Annotated in this window: 21 protein-coding genes and 1 other RNA gene; 17 read left to right on the top strand and 5 right to left on the bottom strand. The window is 65.5% G+C overall.

The genetic code is table 11. The features are described 5' to 3' along the window. Window positions 1–53 precede the first annotated feature (53 nt). Window positions 54–530, top strand: coding sequence for an Lrp/AsnC family transcriptional regulator (locus tag AC1DYL_RS00275; protein ID WP_477149000.1), 477 nt, complete (start codon window positions 54–56; stop codon window positions 528–530). Here AC1DYL_RS00275 and AC1DYL_RS00270 read toward each other — a convergent pair. Further along, window positions 527–1,429 (bottom strand): TolB family protein, encoded by a 903-nt coding sequence (locus AC1DYL_RS00270; RefSeq protein ID WP_477171617.1) that lies wholly within the window; start codon window positions 1,427–1,429, stop codon window positions 527–529. The two genes, AC1DYL_RS00275 and AC1DYL_RS00270, sit on opposite strands and share 4 nt — an antisense overlap. 190 nt (window positions 1,430–1,619) lie before the next feature. Between AC1DYL_RS00270 and ettA the strand changes: the two genes are divergently transcribed. Further along, complete coding sequence (gene ettA, locus AC1DYL_RS00265) at window positions 1,620–3,275, top strand: energy-dependent translational throttle protein EttA (protein ID WP_477149002.1); 1,656 nt, start codon at window positions 1,620–1,622, stop codon at window positions 3,273–3,275. 49 nt (window positions 3,276–3,324) lie between these two features. Beyond that, complete coding sequence (gene tam, locus AC1DYL_RS00260) at window positions 3,325–4,089, top strand: trans-aconitate 2-methyltransferase (RefSeq protein WP_477171616.1); 765 nt, start codon at window positions 3,325–3,327, stop codon at window positions 4,087–4,089. Window positions 4,090–4,091: 2 nt separating this feature from the next. Here tam and AC1DYL_RS00255 read toward each other — a convergent pair whose 3' ends face one another. Beyond that, window positions 4,092–4,496, bottom strand: a complete 405-nt coding sequence (locus tag AC1DYL_RS00255) for a VOC family protein (protein ID WP_477171615.1) — start codon at window positions 4,494–4,496, stop codon at window positions 4,092–4,094. Between the two features lie 121 nt (window positions 4,497–4,617). Here AC1DYL_RS00255 and AC1DYL_RS00250 point away from each other — a divergent pair, with 121 nt between their 5' ends. After that, complete coding sequence (locus AC1DYL_RS00250; RefSeq protein ID WP_477171614.1) at window positions 4,618–5,466, top strand: alpha/beta fold hydrolase; 849 nt, start codon at window positions 4,618–4,620, stop codon at window positions 5,464–5,466. 3 nt (window positions 5,467–5,469) lie between these two features. Here AC1DYL_RS00250 and ftrA read toward each other — a convergent pair whose 3' ends face one another. Further along, on the bottom strand, window positions 5,470–6,441 hold the full coding sequence (ftrA, locus tag AC1DYL_RS00245) for a transcriptional regulator FtrA (RefSeq protein ID WP_477171613.1): 972 nt from the start codon (window positions 6,439–6,441) through the stop codon (window positions 5,470–5,472). 96 nt (window positions 6,442–6,537) lie between these two features. On the opposite strand from ftrA, the gene AC1DYL_RS00240 reads away from it, so the two are divergent. Next, a complete protein-coding gene (locus AC1DYL_RS00240) occupies window positions 6,538–6,975 on the top strand; it encodes a rhodanese-like domain-containing protein (RefSeq protein ID WP_477171612.1) in 438 nt (145 codons plus the stop codon). A gap of 85 nt (window positions 6,976–7,060) precedes the next feature. Further along, entirely contained in the window at window positions 7,061–7,573 is a 513-nt protein-coding gene (locus tag AC1DYL_RS00235; RefSeq protein WP_477149007.1) for a hypothetical protein, read from the top strand. Between the two features lie 36 nt (window positions 7,574–7,609). On the opposite strand, the gene AC1DYL_RS00230 is transcribed toward AC1DYL_RS00235, so the two are convergent. Next, on the bottom strand, window positions 7,610–8,062 hold the full coding sequence (locus tag AC1DYL_RS00230) for a host attachment protein (protein WP_477171611.1): 453 nt from the start codon (window positions 8,060–8,062) through the stop codon (window positions 7,610–7,612). A gap of 168 nt (window positions 8,063–8,230) precedes the next feature. Between AC1DYL_RS00230 and rarD the strand changes: the two genes are divergently transcribed. Together rarD and AC1DYL_RS00220 are read left to right on the top strand one after the other, a co-directional pair. Then, entirely contained in the window at window positions 8,231–9,142 is a 912-nt protein-coding gene (rarD, locus tag AC1DYL_RS00225) for an EamA family transporter RarD (RefSeq protein WP_477171610.1), read from the top strand. Next, a complete protein-coding gene (locus AC1DYL_RS00220) occupies window positions 9,139–9,726 on the top strand; it encodes an MOSC domain-containing protein (protein WP_477171609.1) in 588 nt (195 codons plus the stop codon). The genes rarD and AC1DYL_RS00220 overlap by 4 nt, the downstream gene beginning before the upstream one ends. On the opposite strand, the gene AC1DYL_RS00215 is transcribed toward AC1DYL_RS00220, so the two are convergent. Beyond that, window positions 9,708–10,622 (bottom strand): LysR substrate-binding domain-containing protein, encoded by a 915-nt coding sequence (locus tag AC1DYL_RS00215; RefSeq protein ID WP_477171608.1) that lies wholly within the window; start codon window positions 10,620–10,622, stop codon window positions 9,708–9,710. The genes AC1DYL_RS00220 and AC1DYL_RS00215 overlap by 19 nt on opposite strands. Window positions 10,623–10,811: 189 nt before the next feature. Between AC1DYL_RS00215 and katG the strand changes: the two genes are divergently transcribed. The 9 genes from katG (at window position 10,812) to AC1DYL_RS00170 (ending at window position 19,330) form a co-directional block, all read left to right on the top strand. Continuing rightward, on the top strand, window positions 10,812–12,992 hold the full coding sequence (gene katG, locus AC1DYL_RS00210) for a catalase/peroxidase HPI (protein ID WP_477171607.1): 2,181 nt from the start codon (window positions 10,812–10,814) through the stop codon (window positions 12,990–12,992). A 314-nt stretch (window positions 12,993–13,306) separates the two neighbouring features. Next, window positions 13,307–14,437, top strand: coding sequence for a DUF2336 domain-containing protein (locus AC1DYL_RS00205; RefSeq protein ID WP_477149013.1), 1,131 nt, complete (start codon window positions 13,307–13,309; stop codon window positions 14,435–14,437). A 123-nt stretch (window positions 14,438–14,560) separates the two neighbouring features. After that, window positions 14,561–15,523: an ArsR/SmtB family transcription factor gene (locus tag AC1DYL_RS00200; RefSeq protein WP_477149014.1), complete on the top strand. Its 963-nt coding sequence runs from the start codon at window positions 14,561–14,563 to the stop codon at window positions 15,521–15,523. Next, a complete protein-coding gene (gene metF / locus AC1DYL_RS00195) occupies window positions 15,520–16,419 on the top strand; it encodes a methylenetetrahydrofolate reductase [NAD(P)H] (protein WP_477171606.1) in 900 nt (299 codons plus the stop codon). Before AC1DYL_RS00200 ends, metF begins: the two co-directional genes overlap by 4 nt. A gap of 152 nt (window positions 16,420–16,571) precedes the next feature. Continuing rightward, window positions 16,572–17,294: a hypothetical protein gene (locus tag AC1DYL_RS00190; protein WP_477171605.1), complete on the top strand. Its 723-nt coding sequence runs from the start codon at window positions 16,572–16,574 to the stop codon at window positions 17,292–17,294. A gap of 125 nt (window positions 17,295–17,419) precedes the next feature. Continuing rightward, complete coding sequence (locus AC1DYL_RS00185; protein WP_477149017.1) at window positions 17,420–18,118, top strand: TerB family tellurite resistance protein; 699 nt, start codon at window positions 17,420–17,422, stop codon at window positions 18,116–18,118. Window positions 18,119–18,163: 45 nt separating this feature from the next. Next, window positions 18,164–18,547, top strand: an RNA gene (gene rnpB, locus AC1DYL_RS00180) — RNase P RNA component class A. Between the two features lie 125 nt (window positions 18,548–18,672). Then, window positions 18,673–19,098: a hypothetical protein gene (locus AC1DYL_RS00175; protein WP_477149018.1), complete on the top strand. Its 426-nt coding sequence runs from the start codon at window positions 18,673–18,675 to the stop codon at window positions 19,096–19,098. Between the two features lie 4 nt (window positions 19,099–19,102). After that, window positions 19,103–19,330 carry a helix-turn-helix transcriptional regulator gene (locus AC1DYL_RS00170; protein ID WP_477149019.1) on the top strand — a complete coding sequence of 76 codons (228 nt, stop codon included), beginning with the start codon at window positions 19,103–19,105 and terminating at the stop codon, window positions 19,328–19,330. Window positions 19,331–19,418 lie beyond the last annotated feature (88 nt).

Raw genomic sequence — 19,418 nt, 5'->3', positions numbered from 1 at the left:
ACAGCGGAAACGTCGTGGAGAGTGCAGATAGTGATTGAGCGAGACCTCACCTGATGAAAGAATCTTCCGACGCCGATCTCGACCGCATCGACATGAAGATGCTGCGTGCGCTCCAGCGCGACGGACGGATCAGCAACGCCGATCTTGCCGAGGAGGTCGGTGTCAGCGCCGCGACCTGCCATCGCCGGACTCAGCGGCTGCTCGAGGCGGGCTATCTCTCAGCCGTACGCGGCGTGATCGATCCGCACAAGCTCGAGCTCGGCGCACTGGTGCTGGTCGGCGTCGTGCTCGATCGGTCGACGCCCGAGAGCTTTGCCGCATTCGAGGCGGCGGTGACCAAGCTGAAGTTCGTGCTCGACTGCCACCTAGTGGCGGGCGACTTCGACTACTTCCTCAAGATCCGGGTGCGCGACATGGCGCATTTCAACCACCTGCACGGCACGCAGCTGATCGCGCTGCCCGGCGTGCGCCAGACCCGGACGTTTTTCGTGATGAAGGAAGTGGCCGACAACCGGCCACTTGATTTCTAGCCGAGCGGATACGCCACGTAGGCGAACCGCTTGTTGTCGGGGGCCCAGGAGTTGACGTTGATCGTCCCCTGGCCGCCGTTGAAGCCGATGATGTCGCGAGTGCCGGTGCCGTCCGGGTGCATGAAGCGCAGGATCACGTCCTTGTCGGCGGGATGGCCTTTGGTGCCAGGTGGATAGCTCAGATAGGCGATCGATTTCCCATCTGGCGAGAAGTGCGGGAACCAGTTCACCCGCTCGTCGAAGGTGATCTGCGTCAGCTCCGAGCCGTCGGTGCGCATCTTGAAGATCTGGGCGTGACCGGGCGAGGCCTGCTCGGAATTGAACCAGATCCACTGCCCATCGGGCGAGTACTCGGCGCCGTCATTGGGCACCAGCACGTCGGTCAGCTGCGTGTCCGGGCCGCCGGCCGCAGGAATGGTCCAGATGTTCACCTTGGCCCACTGGTTATCGCCCACGGCGTTGACGCCGACATAGGACAGCGTCTTGCCGTCCGGCGAGATGCCGTGGAGGTAATAGTGGTGACGGTGCGGGTAGGTGTTCGACACTCGCCGCGGCATGCCGCCGGTGATCGGCAGCGCGTAGAGGTGGCCATCGTCCGAGCTCACATAGATCATCCGTCCGTCGGGCGAGAGCACGTGGTCGTTGTTGAGGTCGTCGAGGTCGCCGGTGTCGATCTTCTCGATCTCGCCGGTCCCGTCGGCGGCCATCTTCCACAGCTCGCCGCCGGCGTTGAACACCAGCGACTTGCCGTCTGGCGTCCAGTTCGGTGCCTCGATGATCTCGTCGGCGGTGAACAGCACCTCTCGGCCGCTGCCATCGATGTTGATGACAGTCAGCTCTGACACCTGGCCCGGCAGCAGGCTGCGGCCGCGGCGGGCGAAATTGGGTCTCGACGGCACGGATATCCTCCCGGGAGTGCTCTTCTGGCGCTGAATCGTATTAACGATAATGCAGCGAGCTGGCTAGCCGGAATCGCGACGGCCAATGCGGTGCCTCGGGGCAGGAGCCGAAGGTGGTGTTGCCCCAGCGGACCGCTTCCCCTACATACGGCGCTCGATTTCAAGCTTTAGCGGCGGGAGCAGTGCCCTCATGGCGCGCCAGTTCATCTATCACATGCACGGAATGTCCAAGGCCTATGCCGGCGGCAAGAAGGTGCTCGATAACATCCACCTGAGCTTCTACCCCGATGCCAAGATCGGCGTGCTGGGCCCGAACGGCTCGGGTAAGTCGACGCTGCTGCGCATCATGGCCGGCATCGACACCGAGTTCACCGGCGAGGCCTGGGCCGCCGATGGCGCCAAGATCGGCTATCTGCCGCAGGAGCCGCAGCTCGATCCGGCGCTCGACGTGCTCGGCAACGTCATGACCGGCGTCAAAGAGAAGAAGGACATCCTCGACCGTTACAACGAGTTGATGATGAACTACTCCGACGAGACCGCCGACGAGGCGACCAAGCTCCAGGACGTGATCGACTCCCAAAACCTCTGGGATCTCGAATCCCAGGTGGAAGTGGCCATGGAGGCGCTGGGCTGCCCGCCGGGCGACGCCCAGGTGGACAAGCTCTCGGGCGGCGAGAAGCGCCGCGTCGCGCTCTGCGCGCTGCTGCTCAGCAACCCCGACCTGATCCTCCTCGACGAACCGACCAACCATCTCGACGCCGAGACCACGGCGTGGCTGGAAAAGCACCTGCGCAACTTCGCCGGCGCCGTGCTGATCATCACCCATGACCGCTACTTCCTCGACAACGTTACTGGCTGGATCCTCGAGCTCGACCGCGGCAAGGGCGTGCCCTACGAGGGCAACTACTCGGCCTATCTCGAAGCCAAGACCAAGCGCTTCGCCCAGGAAGAGCGCGAGGACGCCGCCCGCATGAAGGTGCTCGAGAAGGAAAAGGAATGGATGGGGCAGTCGCCGCAGGCGCGGCAGGCCAAGTCCAAGGCGCGCATCAAGGCCTATGACGAGCTGGTCAAGATCAACGAGGCGCGCACCCAGTCGCAGACCGCGCAGATCATCATTCCGCCCGGCGAACGGCTCGGGCAGAACGTCATCGATATCGAGGGCATCTCCAAGTCCTACGGGGATCGCCTGCTGATCGACAACCTCACCTTCAAGCTGCCCCCGGGCGGCATCGTCGGCATCATCGGGCCGAACGGCGTCGGCAAGACCACGCTGTTCCGCATGCTGACCGGGCAGGAAAAGCCCGACAGCGGCACCATCACCGTCGCCGACAACGTCAACCTCGGCTATGTCGACCAGAGCCGCGACACGCTCGGTGCCAACAAGACCGTTTGGGAGGAAATCTCCGGCGGCAATGAGATCCTGATGCTGGGCAAGCGCGAGATGAACTCGCGCGCCTACACCTCGGCCTTCAACTTCAAGGGCGCCGACCAGCAGCAGAAGGTCGGCAACCTTTCAGGCGGCCAGCGCAACCGCGTGCACCTGGCCAAGATGCTGAAGTCGGGCGCCAATGTGCTGCTGCTCGACGAGCCGACCAACGACCTCGACACCGAAACCCTCGCTGCCCTCGAAGAGGCGCTCGAGGAATTCGCCGGCTGCGCCGTGATCATCAGCCACGACCGCATGTTCCTCGATCGGCTGGCGACCCACATGCTGGCCTATGAGGGCGAGAGCCACTTCGAGTGGTTCGAAGGCAACTTCGCGGACTACGAGCAGGACAAGATCCGGCGGCTGGGGCCGGACAGCGTGAACCCGCATCGGGTGACGTACAAGAAGCTGACGCGCTGAGCGCAACAGGCCGGGCCCAGTGCCCGGCCTTTTCATTTGGAGTTTGAGAATGGCTGACTGGTCCCCCTCCACCTACCTGAAGTTCGAGGACGAGCGGACCCGTCCGGCGCGCGACCTCCTGGCGCAGGTGCCGCTGACGGCGCCGAAGCGGGTGGTCGACATGGGCTGCGGGCCGGGCAACTCCACCGAGCTGCTGGTCGAACGGTTTCCCGCGGCGCAAGTGATTGGGCTCGACAACTCGCCCAACATGCTCGCCGAAGCCCGGCAGCGTGTGCCGCAGGCGACGTTCGATGTGGCCGACGCCAACACGTGGGTGCCGGAGCCGGAAACCGATCTCGTCTTTGCCAACGCCATCTACCAATGGGTGCCCAAGCACCTCGTCTCGCTCACCCGCATCGCCGCCGCGCAAGCCGAGGGCGGGGTGCTGGCGGTGCAGATGCCCGACAATATCGGAGAGCCTTCGCACCAACTGATGCGGCAGGTGGCTGCCGACGGTCCATGGGCCGAGCGCCTGAAGCAGGCCGCCCGCGCCCCGCTGCTGCCGGTGCGCGTCTACTATGACGCGCTGCGCCCGACGGCCCGCCGCCTCGATATCTGGCACAGCAACTACAACCACGTGCTCGATGGTCCGCAAGCCATCGTCGAATGGGTCAAGGCCACCGGCCTCCGTCCGTTCATCGATCCGCTGGAGACGGCAGAGCGCGAGGAGTTCCTGGCGCGCTACCTCGAGCTGATCGCCGGCGCTTATCCGCGCACGGTGGACGGCAAGGTCCTGCTGCGCTTCCCGCGGCTGTTCATTGTGGCGGTGAAGTAGGCTCAGATCGGCGCGGCGTTCACTTCGACAACGTTGCGGTCCGGATCGAGTACATAGAGCTGCGTGAACCCGGCTGCTCCGGCGCGCTTCATCATGATGCGCTTGGGGGCGCCCTCCGGCGCGTGCTCGGAGAAACCATGTGCCTCGAGCTGGCGCACCACGCCCTCGAAGTCATCGGTGCGCAGGGCGAAGTGCGTGTCGTTGTTGTCGATCTCGCCGTTTCGATAGGTGCCGGTGGGGTGCTGAACCAGGTGGACCTGCCGATCCCCGCACGCGAGCCACGGGCCGCGGATCGGAAAATCCGGCCGGGGCAGGGGCTTCAGACCGAGGACATCCCGATAGAAGGCCAGCGAGCGTTCGACGTCGCTCGTCAGGATCGACACGTGATGCAACATCAGCTGCGGCATGGCTCCCTCCAGCGCTGCCCCGGTCCGAGCCTACGACAGCCGCGACACCGCTGCCAGATCGTCCCTCTGGCCAGCGGCGGCGACGGGTGCTAGGCGAAAACTTTGCGAAACGGAGCCCAACGTGACCTCTCCCTTCGAAATCGACTTTGACGGCGCGCTGATCCGCGGCGAGGCCGCCGGCTTCGGCATTCCCGTGGTATTTCTCCATGCCGGGGTGGCCGACCGCCGCATGTGGTCCGAGCAGATGCGCCAGCTGGCGGCCGAGGGCTACCACGTCATCAGCTACGATCGGCGCGGCTTCGGCGAGACCGAAACGGCCGACGTGCCGTTCAATCACCTGGTCGACCTCGAGGCCGTGCTCGATCGGCTGAGCGTCCACGCGGCAATCTTCGTCGGCTCCTCAATGGGCGGTGGCCTCGCGATCGATTTCGCGCTGGAGCATCCGGGCCGGACCGTCGCGCTGGTGCTGATGGGCACGGCGGTGACAGGGGCCGAAGGCTACGAGGTCGACGAGGAAGTCGAGCAGCTCGAGGAGGCGTTCGAGTACGCCAAGGAGCACGGCAACATCGCGACCGCCAACCGCATCCAGGCGCATGAATGGCTTGATGGGCCCTATGGGGAATCCGGGCGGGTTACGGGTCCGGTGCGCGAGTTGTTCCTCGCCATGAACGAGATCCACCTCAACCACGCGCCGCTCACCAAGGAGGAGCGTCCGGAGGCGGCGTTCCACAACCTCTCGGCAATCACCGCGCCGACGCTGCTGGTGGTCGGTGAGCTCGATTGCTCCGACATCATTGCGATCCACGAGGACCTGTCCGAGGAACTGGAGAACGCCTTCGCGGTGGTGCTCGAGGACACGGCGCATTTCCCAAGCCTCGAACGGCCCGACCTGTTCGATCCGATCCTGTTCGAGTTCCTCGAAGCTGTGACTGGACAAGGCGAGGGTGACGGCGACGAGGCCGACGACTAGCCGCTACGCGGCGGCGATCCGCCCAAAGCTGCGCCTGAACGCGCTGGGGCTCACGCCAGTCTTGGCCCGAAAGTGATGTCTCAACGTCTCCTGGCTGCGGAAGCCGCTGGCCTCGGCGATGGCGTCGAGGCCGAAGTCGGTGGTCTCCAGCAGTTCCTTGGTGCGCTCGACGCGCTCGGTGATGAGCCAAGTCAACGGGCTGAGGCCGGTGGCTTCGTTGAAGTGTCGAATCAACGTGCGCTCGGAGAGCATTGCCAGCGCTGCCATCCGGGCGATGCTCCAGTCCTCGTCCAGCCGTCCGCGCAACGTATCGAGCAGCGGGCCGATGCGGCCCCGCCGTTCCTTGGCCACGGGGCGGGCGACGAACTGCGCCTGGCCGCCGTCGCGATGGGCGGGGAGGACGAGGCGCCGGGCCACGGTGTTGGCGATCTCGGCGCCAAAGTCCTGGCGAACGATGTGGAGGCAGAGGTCGATGCCGGCTGCCGAGCCGGCGGCGGTGAGGAGGTTTCCGTCCTCGGAGTAGAGGATGTCGGGCTCGACTTCGATCCCCGGAAACTCGGCGCGGAGCGTTTCGGCATAGCGCCAGTGCGTGGTGGCGCGGCGGCCGTCGAGCAGTCCGGCGCGGGCTGGGACGAATACGCCCGAGCAGAGGGTCGCGATGCGGGCGCCGCGAGCGTGGGCCGTCCGTAGTGCCTCGACCAGCGGTTCGGGCACCGGCATTTTCGCGCCGCGCCAACCGGGCACGACAATCAGCCCGGCATGCTGAAGCCGGCTCAAGTCGTGGCTGGCCGCGACGCTGATGCCGCCGCTGGCGCGATAGGGGCTCGGCTCGATGCCGACGATCTCGTGCGTGTACCAGTCGAGATGCGCGAACTCCGGTCGGGCGAGGCCGAACACTTCGACCGCGATGCCGAACTCGAACATGCAGAGTTGGTCGTAAGCGAGGATGGCGACGTGGCGGTTGGGCTTATCCATGATGGCGGTATCTTACCGCATATTGGCATTCCCGCCACTCACCAGTCACGCCGTTTTCCGGCAAGTTCACGCCATTCCAACGCCGAGGAGGCCCAAATGCCAAGCAATGTCGCCCTTGTCCCCGCCGCTGCCTCGCCGGAGGCGCTGCTGCACTTTTCCCGCCGGCTCAGCTTCGAGACCGACTGCTGGGACGTGCACGATGCGCTGAGCCGCGATGCGCAGGATTTCGTGCTGCTCGATGTGCGCAGCCCGGTTCTCTATGCGCAGGGGCACGTGCCCGGGGCGCTCAACCTGCCGCATGGCAAGATCACCGCGCGCCGGATGGCCGAATGGCCGGAGGGGACGCTGTTCGTCACCTATTGCGCCGGCCCGCACTGCAACGGCGCCAACAAGGGGGCGCTGCGGCTGGCCGAACTGGGCCGCCCGGTCAAGGAGATGATCGGCGGAGTGACCGGCTGGCTGGACGAAGGCTTCGTGCTCGCGAGCGGCGAAGCGGTCGGCAGCATCGCGATTGCCAGGCAGGCGGCGGAATAACGTCTCCCGTCGCGCAAATCCGCTTGCCAGCAAGGCGACTCCAGCCACAAGCTCCGCCCGAATTATTCTTGGGAAGGGCTCGCACATGAACAAAATTATCCTCGGCGCCATCGCCTCGGCGCTGGTGCTCACGACGCCGGTGATGGCCTGCGAAACGGTCACCAGCACGAAGGTGAAGGTCAGCGCCTGCATCGACACCACCGGCTGGGCGGTGCAGACGCCGGCCGGCGATCAGGAGTTCCTCTACTACTCCAGCGACGAGACCATTGGTTTCGCGGTCATCAACGAGACTGGCGCCTGGCCCGTCTCGCAGTTCCGCGAGGCCATCCTCACCAACGCGGCAGCGGCGGCGCTCGACGGCAAGCCGGAGAACGTCACCGTCGTCAGCGAGCGGCTGGAGAACATCGGCGGCAAAGCCTGGAACGTCATCGAATACCAGGTCAAGACGACCGATGCGGCGCTGCTGTTCCAGAATTTCTACTATGTGCAGCCGGGCTTCGGCTCGAGCCAGTTCGTATACTGGAGCGTGCCCGAAGGTGGCACCTCGGCGGCATTCCGCGCCGGGCAGATGCTGGCCACGGTCCAGTTCACCGAATAACTGGAAGGGGCGGCCCGSGGGCCGCCCCTCGACTTTCTACATGGCGAGCAGGCTATCGAAATGCTGGCCAAGCTGCGCCGTTGGGATGTTCGTCAGGTCCTTGGGCAGCTCGGCGACAACAGTGTCGCGGAGGCCTTTGCTGAGTGCGGGCCGCAGATCGCCAAGCGCGGTCGGCGCGGCGGCGATGATCAGCTGATCGAAGGAGTGCCGCTGGTATTTGCGCTCCAGTTCCTCGGCGACGTTTTCGACGAAGCGCCGCTCGCGCACGGCCACCGGATTGGATGAGTATTCCATGGCGCTGCGACCGCCGGCGCCCATCGATGAAATGCTCCGTCCAGGGCGGTCTGCCATGATCTCCCCGGCCTTCAGCGGTTCCTGTTCGAACATCAGATCGTCGATGGCTTTCAGTCCCTTGCCAGGTCCGCAATGCTCGAAGACCTTGGCCGTGGCCCCGTCGGCGATGAGGATCCAGGTGACCTTGGCTTTCATGGCGCTCTCCTTGTGATGGTACGAAGGACTAACGCAGGACGTGGCGATTGGTTTGATCACCATCAAGCCGTGTTGTGCCGCCAATCACAAACTCTGATTTGTCCGCCCTCGGGGCCGCTGCTAGAAGGCGGCTCTCACAGGGCCGCCTGAGGCTCGGAAGGACACGCGTTGGCGTCCGTCACCAGCTCCGAAACCCACCGTCCGGACAGCGGCCTCGCCGCTGGCGTCGCGACCTATGTGCTGTGGGGATTCCTGCCGCTGCTGTTCAACCTGCTGCATCACGTGGGGGCGGCGACCGTGGTTGCCGACCGGACGCTGTGGTCGCTGCTGGTGCTGGGCATCATCATGATGCTGGGCGGGCGCATGGTCGAGGTGCAGACGGCGCTGCGCGACCCGCGTACCGTGCGCTCGATGGTGATGGCGGCGCTGATCCTGGGCGGCAACTGGCTGATCTATGTGTTCGCGGTCGAGAGCGGGCAGGTGCTCGAGGCGAGCTTCGGGTACTTCATCCTGCCGCTGGTGAATGTGGCGACCGGTGTGTTGTTGCTCGGCGAGCGGCTCAACCGCTGGCAGATGGTTTCCATCGCTATTGCTGCGGTCGCCATCGCTATTCAGGCCGTCGCAATCGGCGGCATTCCCTATGTGGCGCTCAGCCTGGCGCTGACCTTCGCGGCCTATGGCTACCTGCGCAAGACTGCCAAGGTGAGTTCCGCGCCAGGCCTGTTCGTTGAAACCCTGGTGCTGGCGCCGATCGCCATCGCCTATCTCGGCTACACATTCGTCCGCGATGGCGGCATCGGCTGGCACGGCGATCCGTATTCGCTGATCCTCCTGGCGCTGACCGGGCCGGCCACGGCGTTGCCGTTGCTGCTCTTTGCCTTCGCGGTGCAGCGGCTGAAGATGACGACCGTCGGCATGCTACAGTACATCGCGCCGTCGATCACATTCCTCCTCGCCATCACGTTGTTCGGCGAGCACCTCAACGCGGTGCGACTCGTCAGCTTCGGGCTGATCTGGGTGTCGCTGGTGGTCTATACGCTCGACTCGGTGGTGCGCCGGCGACGGCGCGTGGCGGCATGAGCGAGCCGCTTCCGGCGCTGACCCTCACCGGCCTGGTCGACGGTACGTTCGTCGTCGAGAGCGAGGCGGTCGAGTCGACGGCGCATCCCGAACTGACCCTCACCTATGAGGGTGTCGTCGGGGACCGGCACCAGGGAGCGGTGCGACTGAGCGGTGCCCGCGAGCCTTGGTATCCCCGCCGCACGCCGATGCGCAACGAGCGGCAGATCTCGATCCTCAGCGCCGAGGAACTGGCGGAGGTAGCCACGTCTCTCGGCCTGCCTCACATCCTCGGTGAATGGGTCGGCGCCAACCTGATCCTCTCCGGCATCCCGCATCTGACGCAACTGCCGCCGCGCAGCCTGATGATGTTCCCGTCCGGCGCCGCCATCCGCATCGATGGCGACAACGACCCCTGCCGCAAGACCGGCAAGACGATCGCCGCGCATATCGAGGGCAGGGCCGATATCGAGTTCGGTTTCGTCAAGGCAGCGATGGGCAAGCGCGGCCTCGTCGGCTGGGTGGAGCGCGAAGGCGTGATCCGGCAGGCTGATGCTGTGAAGGTCCGCACCTGGCGGCAGTCGCCTTACCCGATCGAGGGCTGAACGACCGCCGGACGCGCCTGCCTGATCGTCTCGGCAACCTGCTCGAACACCGCGCCGAACGGCGTCGCCTCGCGCCACACCAGAGACAACAGCCGCCGCGCGCCCGGCGATTCCAGGCGGTGGATGTGGATGCGGTCGCCCGTCGCCTCTTTCTTCAGCGCAATCTCCGGCAACAGGGTGATGCCCTGACCGTTGGCGACGAACTCGACGATGGTCGAGAGCGACGTGGCGGCAAAGGTGCGCCGCGCCGCATCGGGGTCGAGTGAGCAGGCGGCAATGGCTTGTTCACGGAAGCAATGACCCTCGTCGAGCAGCAGCACCCGATCGCCGTCGATGTCGGCCAGCGCAACTGGGTCGACGGTATTGTCGCCGGCACCAGTGGCCAGCACGAACTCATCGGCGAATAGCGGCGCCGCGGTGAGCCGCGGCCCGCCGGCCCTGGGCTCGCTGGCGATCAGCGCCAGGTCGAGGCTGCCGTCGGCGAGGCTGTCGATCAGCGCGTCGGTGCGGCTCTCTGAAACGGTGAAGCTCAGCTCCGGCAGGTCGCGCTGCAGGGCAGGGAACACGTGTGGCAGCAGGTAGGGAGCCACCGTCGGGATCACCCCCAGCCGCAGCGGTCGCGCCGGGTTACCGCGCTGACCGGCGACGAACGACATCAACCCCTCGGTTTGCTCGAGAATCGGCCGCGCCCGCTCTACGAACTCGCGGCCCAGTGGCGTGAGCCGCACGGATTTGCCGAGCCGATCGAACAATGGGGCGCCGCACAGTTCCTCGAGCTGCCGGATCTGCTGGCTGAGGCCGGGCTGGGTGACGTGGCAACGCTCGGCGGCCCGGCCGAAATGCCCGGTTTCCGCCAGCGCGACGGCATACTGCATCTGTCTCAGGGTGACGATCATAAGGACACGTTATCACGATGAGTAGTGCAATCAATTGGCCTTATGCACCTCGCTTGGTCCACAATACAAGTGTTCCAGTGTGTGACTCGCGACCGTCGCGCCGAAGCGCGCGAATGGTCACTGCGGCGTCACCCGGAAACCCTATCGAAGACCGCAAATGGATATCGCCTCGGGCGAACGGAGACTGACATGGACGCATCGAATGAAGGCAATAGCGGCGAGTGCCCGGTCCCCCATGGTGGCGGCGGTCGCAAAGGCCGGGGCCACTCCAACCGCGATTGGTGGCCCACGCAACTCGATGTCCAGGTGCTGCACAAGAACTCCGGCCTCGCCGATCCGCTGGGGCGGGATTTCGACTACGCCGAGGCGTTCAAGACACTCGATCTCGCCGCGCTGAAGGCCGACCTCACCGCCCTGATGACCGACTCGCAGGACTGGTGGCCGGCCGATTTCGGCCACTACGGTGGCCTCTTTATTCGGATGGCCTGGCACAGCGCCGGCACCTATCGCATCACCGATGGCCGCGGCGGCGCCGGGCAGGGGCAGCAGCGCTTCGCCCCGCTCAACAGCTGGCCCGACAATGCCAATCTCGACAAGGCCCGGCGCCTGCTCTGGCCGCTGAAGCAGAAGTACGGCAACGCCATTTCGTGGGCCGACCTGCTGATCCTCACCGGCAACGTCGCCCTCGAATCGATGGGCTTCAAGACCTTCGGCTTCGCTGGCGGCCGCGCCGATGTGTGGGAGCCCGAGGAGCTGTTCTGGGGGCCGGAAGGCACCTGGCTCGGCGACGAGCGCTATTCGGGCGAGCGCGAGCTGGCCGAGCCGCTGGGCGCGGTGCAGATGGGCCTCATTTACGTCAATCCGGAAGGCCCGAACGGCAACCCGGATCCGCTGAAGGCAGCGCGTGACATCCGCGAAACCTTCGCCCGCATGGCGATGAACGACGAGGAAACCGTCGCGCTGATCGCCGGCGGCCACTCCTTCGGCAAGACCCACGGCGCAGGTGATCCGTCGCTCGTCGGGCCGGAGCCGGAAGCCGGTGCGCTCGAAGACCAGGGTCTCGGCTGGAAGGGCGGCCACGGCATCGGCCATTCCGGCGACACCATCACCTCCGGCCTCGAAGTCATCTGGACCCAGACGCCCACCCGCTGGTCGAACTACTTCTTCGAAAACCTCTTCGCCTTCGAGTGGGAGCTGACCACCAGCCCCGCCGGTGCCAAGCAGTGGACCGCCAAGGGCGCCGAGGCCTCGATCCCCGAAGCCTTCGGCACCGGCAAGCGCGTCCCCACCATGCTCACCACCGACCTCGCGTTGCGCGTCGATCCGGCCTACGAGCAGATATCGCGCCGCTTCCTCGAGCATCCTGAGCAGTTCGCCGATGCCTTCGCGCGCGCCTGGTTCAAGCTCACCCACCGCGACATGGGTCCGAAGGTCCGCTATCTCGGCCCCGAGGTTCCGGCCGAGGACCTGATCTGGCAAGACGTCATCCCCGCCGTCGACCACCCACTGGTCACGGACGCTGATATCGCCAGGATCAAGTCCGAGATTCTGAACACCAACCTCTCGGTCGCGGAGCTGGTTGGTACTGCCTGGGCTTCAGCCTCGACCTTCCGTGGCTCCGACAAGCGCGGCGGGGCCAACGGCGCCCGCATTCGCCTCGCTCCGCAGAAGGACTGGGCCGTCAACCAGCCCGAGCGGCTCGACAAGGTGCTGAGCGTACTGGAGGATATCCAGCACGAGGTAGAACTGGCCGGCAAGCGCATCTCCCTCGCCGACCTGATCGTGCTGGCGGGCAGCGCCGGCATCGAAAAGGCGGCGGCGGACGCTGGCAACCCCGTCACCGTGCCGTTCACCCCCGGCCGCATGGACGCCTCGCAGGAGCAGACCGACGTCCTCTCCTTCCGCGCCCTCGAGCCTCGCGCCGATGCTTTCCGCAACTACCTCAGCGGCCGCCAGTTCATGCAGCCCGAGGAAGCCATGGTCGACAAGGCCCAGCTCCTCCGCCTCACCGCGCCGGAACTGACGGTGCTGCTCGGTGGCCTCCGCGTCCTCGGCATCGGTGCGGACAAGCACGGCGTGCTCACCACCCGCCCGGGCCAGTTGACCAACGACTTCTTCGTCAACCTGCTGTCCATGGCGACCGAGTGGAAGCCTGCCGACCAGACGCACAATGTCTATGCCGGCCATGACCGCAAGACCGGTGAAGTGCGCTGGACCGCCACCCGCGTCGACCTGATCTTCGGCGCGCACTCGCAGCTGCGCGCCCTGGCCGAGGTCTACGCCCAGTCGGATGCGACCGAGAAGTTTGCCAAGGACTTCGTCGCCGCCTGGGTCAAGGTAATGAACGCCGACCGGTTCGACCTCGCTTAACTCGATTTTTCAGTCAGCGCCTTCTCCCCTTGTGGGAGAAGGTGCCCGAAGGGCGGATGAGGGGTCTCTCTCCGCGAACTCAGTCGCCCTTCGCTTCGCTCCGGTCGCGCGACACTTCGTGTCACGGGACCCCTCATCCGGCGCTTTGCGCCACCTTCTCCCACACGGGGAGAAGGCAGGCCGGTGGGGATGGTTAGCGTTCGAAGACCAAACTCCGCGCAATTTGAATCAAATTTCCGCCCTTACCTTCAGTGCGCGCACTTAACTGCCGGGCCAATCTGCCCTCCATACGGCAGAAGCCGGAGGGAAGTGACATGACTGAGATGGAAGAGGGCACCACACGCGCCTTCTCGACGTTCAGGGTCCTGAACGGTGACTCCAATATCGTGGAACGCGACCAGCTGTTCCGCAACATGGCCCAGCTCTACTCCTACGTGTCGGATCGCTGCGATGACGAGCAGGTCGCGCAGTACGACGAGGTGTTGTGCCAGCTGGCTGAACTGGTTGAATCCGAGGCGCGGGCCTATGTGGCCAAGCTCCTCGCGCCGCTCGACCGCGCGCCGGGCAACGTGGTGGTCAAGCTCGCCAATGACGAGATCGAGGTGGCGCAGCCGCTGCTCGAATTCTCGAACGTGTTGAGCGACGACGACCTGATCGAGATCATCGCCAACCAGTCCGAGGAGCACCGCGTGGCCATTGCCGGCCGCACGCAGGTTCCCGAGAGGGTCGGCGAAGCCATCGTCGAGCACGGCGAGACCGCCTCGGTGATCAAGCTGGTGCGCAACACCAATGCCGAGATCGGCCAGCAGGCGCTCGAGCGTCTCGCCGAACGCGCCGCATCGGATGCCGCCATCGCGGCCGACCTGCGCGGTCGCGAAGATCTCGACTGGAAGAGCCTCGGCGGCAAGATCGAGGCGGTCGGCGATCGGGTCCGCGAGACCATGTCGCGCATCGATCCGCGGGTTGATCCGGTCACTGTCGGCAAGGTGCAGGCTGTGGTCTACAACCGCATGCGCAACCGCGCCGGCTTCTCCAGCCAGGAGTGGAAGGTCGCTTATAACCAGGTGAAGGCGCTCTCGGACCGCAAGCAGCTCGATGAGCGCGCGCTGATCCGCTTCGCCCGCTTCGGCTACGGCCACCACACCGCCGCCGCGCTCACCATGCTGCTGCGCGTCGGCCCGGAAGTTTTCGTCAAGTGGCTCGCCATGCAGGACTATGTGGCGATCACCGTGGCGCTTCGTGCCCTGGGCATCCAGCCCGACCTGTTCGAGGCGATGATCGCCTCGATGCCCTGGCGGGATCTGCCGAGCCAGGCCGACCTGCAGAACGTCCGGAGGCGCTTCGAAGCGCTCAGCAAGGACGAAGCGGTCGGCATCTTCGAGCTCTGGCGCACCCACGCCTTCCGCCGCCGCCTGCCCAACGAGGACGTCGTCGGCGCCGCCTGATACCTACACTCTGTCCAACTCTTCAACGGCGGTCCGCAAGGGCCGCCGTTTTTCGCTGGGAACGACCCTCTAGACCAAGCCGCGCAACGCATATAAAGATATCTTTATATCTCGTGAGGCCCAATGAACGACACGGCGGACTTGGTGGGGGTGCTGCGCGCGGCGGGGGAAACGACCCGGCTGCGGCTGTTGGCATTGCTCGCCGATGGTGAGCAATCGGTCAAGGACCTCACCGAGATCCTCGGCCAGAGCCAGCCGCGGGTTTCGCGTCACCTGAAGCTTCTGGCCGACGCCGGGTTGATCACCCGCAATGCCGAAGGCGCTTGGGCCTATTACGGGCTCGCGCCGGAAGGGCCGGGCGGCGATCTGGCGCGCTGGCTGATCGGCCGGCTTTCGCCCGAGGATGCCGATCGGCTGCGTGACCGCCAGCGCCTCGAGTCCGTTCGGCTCAACCAGGCCGAGCAAGCCGCGGCCTATTTCGCCAAGGTTGCCGACAGCTGGGATCTGCTGCGCTCGCTGCATGTGCCCGAGGAGGCGGTGGAGGCCGCCATCGTTCAGGCGATGCAGGGCAGGGTGGTCGACACCCTCATCGATCTGGGCACAGGCACCGGCCGGATGCTCGAACTGCTGGCGGGCCACTACCGCCGCGGCATCGGCATCGATGCGAGTCGCGAGATGATTGCCGTTGCCCGGGCCAAGCTCGCTCAGTGCTCGATCGGCCATGCGCAGGTGCGGCTCGGCGATATCGCCGATCTCGATGCCAGCGCTGGCCGCGCCGACGTCATCGTCATCCACCAGGTGCTGCACTATTTCGACGATCCGGGCCGGGTGCTGGCGCAGGCGCGCCGCGCCCTGAAACCGGGCGGCGAGATGCTGATCGTCGATTTCGCCCCGCACGGGCTCGAGTTCCTCCGCACCCACCACGCGCATCGCCGCCTCGGTCTCAGCGAGGCACAGATGGCCGGCTGGGCGCGCGCCACCGATCTGGCGGTCAGCGAGCTCAAATCCTTCCCACCCACCAATCCGACCGAAGGCCTTACCGTGTGCCTCTGGCGGCTCACCGACGAGACGGACAAGCCCATATGAGTACCGACTATACCGACCGCCCGAGCCGCATGCGCCCGGACGTGCGGCCGAAATTCCAGGTCTCGTTCGAGTTCTTCCCGCCCAAGACCGACGTCATGGAAGAGCGGTTCTGGGATTCGATCCACAAGCTTGCGCCGCTGCATCCGCGGTTCGTCTCCGTCACCTATGGCGCCGGCGGCTCGACGCGAGAGCGCACGCTTCGCATGGTCAGCCGGGTGAAGGCCGAGACCGGCGTCGATGCCGCGGCGCACTTGACCTGCGTCGCCGCGACGCGTGACGAGGTGGATGCTGTGGTACGTGGCTACCAGGAAGCGGGGATCACCCGCATCGTGGCGCTGCGCGGCGATCCGGCCGAGGGCATCGGCCAGCCGTTCACCCCGCATCCCGACGGGTATAAGAACGCCGCCGACCTCGTCGCCGGCATTCGCAAGATCGGCGATTTCGACATCTCCGTCGCGGCCTACCCGGAAAAGCACCCGCAAAGCCCGGACTGGGACACCGACATCGACAACCTGAAGCGCAAGCTCGATGCCGGGGCGACCCGTGCCATCACCCAGATGTTCTTCGACAACGACGACTACTTCCGCTTCGTCGAGCGGGCGCGCGCCGCCGGCATCACCGCGCCGATCGTGCCAGGCATCCAGCCGATCCACTCGTTCAAGCAGATCTCGGGCTTCGCGGCGCGCTGCGGCGCGTCGATTCCCGGGTGGGTCGCCGAACGCTTCGAGGGGCTGGAGGAGGATCCCGAGACCCATGCGCTGGTTGCATCAGCGGTCGCCGCCGAGCAGGTCTTGGAACTGGTCGACAATGGGATTACCGAGTTCCACTTCTATACCCTCAACCGCTCCAACCTGGTGCTGGCACTGGCACGGCTGCTGGGGGCGCGACCCGACTGAGCCAGGGGGCGCTGACGACGTGTTCAGCGTCCGTTCAGGTCCGTTCAGGCAGCGTTCATCCTGGGGCACTGCCCCGGCCATCCACAAAATGGCCACGTTAATTGGCTTCCGTCGGGCTTGGGGACGGGGGCAAGTTTGAAGGACAGCAGCCAATGAAACTCGATGGCAAGGTGAAGGGCGGACTGGCTTGGGCCGGTCTAGTCGTCATCCTCGCGGTGCCTGCCGCGAACATGGTCGTCGGCAACCCGACCAGCACCACGGCGACTGCCGTGACCGCTGCAGATGCCACCGCGACCAAGCCAGCCCTGAAGCTTCCGGCAGCCAAGCCCGCGGCGACTGATCCGATCGAGACCGCCAGCGTCACGACCGAGGATCCGGTCGACAAGCTGCTGGCGAAGGGCAAGAAGCTGCCCTCATACATTTCGGACGGCGACAATGCCGCCGTGACGCCTGCGCCGCAGAAGCCCGTCACGCTGAAGCCGGTCTCGCCGACGACCCCGATCAAGGCGCCGACCGAGGTCGCGACCGTAGCGCCCGCCGAAGCCAACCCGCCGATGCCGCTGCCGCGCAGCGCCCGGCCCAAGGCGACCGAGGTAGCGTCGCTGCCGGCTGCAGAAAAGCCGCTGATTCTCGACGAGAACAAGGTGAAGCAGCAGGAGAACGCCGCTGTCGAGCCGTTCCCGCTCAGCGACGACGAGGTCGTGACAGGCGATCAGCTCGAGGAATGGGATTCGGGCTCGCTCGCCGACTATCTCGAGCGCAAGGGCCTGTTGTCGCAGACCTCGGATGACTACGATCCGGATGGGTTCTACCTCGATGAGGGCCCCAACAAAAAGAAGAAGCAGCTGCCGGACGACGAGTTCTTCTTCTTCTGAAACCTGCGGCCGCCTCACAAGGCGGCCGAAACGTCCATGGGGGCCCGACGATGCAATCCGCCGCATGTCTCACGGCTATTATTTTCCCGTTCGGCCGCTATTGTGCGCCGAGATCGGAGAGGCATATGTCGGTCTGGCAGCGTCTTAGCGCCTTCGTAGGGTCGGCTTCGGAGCGGACCGGCATCGTCGGCTCATTCATCAACGCGCTCGATCCCGACACCTGGCTGCCGGGCGGGCGCGACGCCGCGTTCACGCTGGCGCTGATCGCGCTCTCGGCCAAGATGGCGGTGTCGGATGGCGTGGTGACGGCCTCGGAACTGCGCGCGTTCCAGCGCACCGTCGAGATTCCGTCAGGCATCGAGCAGCAGGTCGACAAGCTCTTCAAGCTCGCCCAGCAGGACGTCGCCGGCTACGAGGCCTATGCCAGGAAGGTCCGCCGCTTCTTCATCGACAGTCCTGACACGCTCGAGCATGTGCTCGACAGCCTGTTCTTCATCGCCTCGGCCGACGGGCTGATCCACGAGGCCGAGCTCGATTACCTGAAGAATGTCAGCGACATCTTCGGCTTCGACGATGCGCGCTTCGAGCAGCTGACCTCGCAGCACGTGCTGTTCGATCGCGGCGCCGACCCCTATGTCGTCCTCGGTCTCGCGCCGAGCGCCGAGCGGGACGAGGTGAAGCGGGTCTATCGACTCCTCGTCGCGGAACATCATCCCGATCGGCTGATCGCCAAGGGCGTGCCCGAGGAAATGATCGACATGGCGACCGCCCGCATGGCGGCGATCAACAACGCCTACAACCAGATCATGAAGCGCGCCGCCTGACTGCGCGCTTGACGGGGCCTTGCCCCACCCCCCATATGCGCCTCGCCAGTTGACCGGGTGGCCGCTCCTGTTTCCGTGGGAGAGGAAAGTCCGGGCTCCATCGAAATACGGTGACGGCTAACGGCCGCCGGGGGCGACCCCAGGGAAAGTGCCACAGAAAGCAAACCGCCCACGCCTCGGCATGGGTAAGGATGAAAGGGTGCGGTAAGAGCGCACCGCGGACCTGGCAACAGGGACGGCACGGCAAACCCCACCGGGAGCAAGACCAAATAGGGATGACGCGGGGTTCGCCCCAGCCGGTTTTCGAGGCCTGTCATCCGGGTTGGTTGCATAAGGCCGGCAGTAATGCCGGTCAAAGATGAATGGTCACCACGTCAGCGCCGTGAGGCGCCGGCCCTACAGAACCCGGCTTATAGGTCAACTGGCACTTGCCCTTCTCCATGGCGCTGATCCGACCGGGAGTCCGCTATTTGCGACGTGATGTATGAAAAACTTGACACAATGTCAGGTTCGCATTACATAGGCATCACCGTTGTAACGAGCCGGAGGCCGAGATGAGCTACAAGGAATGGGAAGCCGTGGTGAATATCCTCGGGGCCGTCGTTATCGGCGCCTGGGTGATCTTCGAGGCGGTGACCGACCCCGCCACATCGATCGCCGAGGTGGCCGCCCGGTTGCTCTGGGCTATCCTGTTTGTGGTGCTGTTCAACATCGCGGCGATGATCCTCATGACCATCCTTGTCTCCATCGCCCGGCGGGAGGAGTTCAAGGACGAGCGGGCGGATGAGCGGGACAAAGCAGTCGGCCTGAAGGGCATGCGGAACGCGTACGTTGTCGCTTCGGCCATCGGGGCCCTGAGCCTGTTTCCGCTGGCTTGGGGCTATGAACCGGCCGTCGCGGTTTATGTCCTGTTCGTCGGTTTGATGCTGGCGGGCGTGGTCGATGCCGCTTCCCGGCTCGTCTACTACCGGATCGGCTGACGCCATGGGCAAGGGACAGCCCCAGATCGCCAACACCATCCGCGCGCTGCGCTTCAACGCTGGCGAGATGACCCAGGCTGCATTGGCGGAGAAGGTCGGCGTCACCCGCCAGACCATCGTCGCGATCGAGCAGGGGCGCTATTCGCCGTCGCTCGAAGTGGCCTTCCGCATCGCCCGGGCCTTTGGCGCGCCGCTTGAGCAGGTGTTCCAGTACGAGGGCGGCGACAACTAGCCGCCGCGGCGGCGGATAAGCTCAACAGAATCTTAATCCGAACTCGGCAAAGTGCGCCGATACCCCTTTGGGTTTATTGTGCGTGCCG

This window comes from Devosia sp. P1_H9 (genome assembly GCF_056405135.1).
This window is presented reverse-complemented; position numbering and strand designations above follow the sequence as displayed.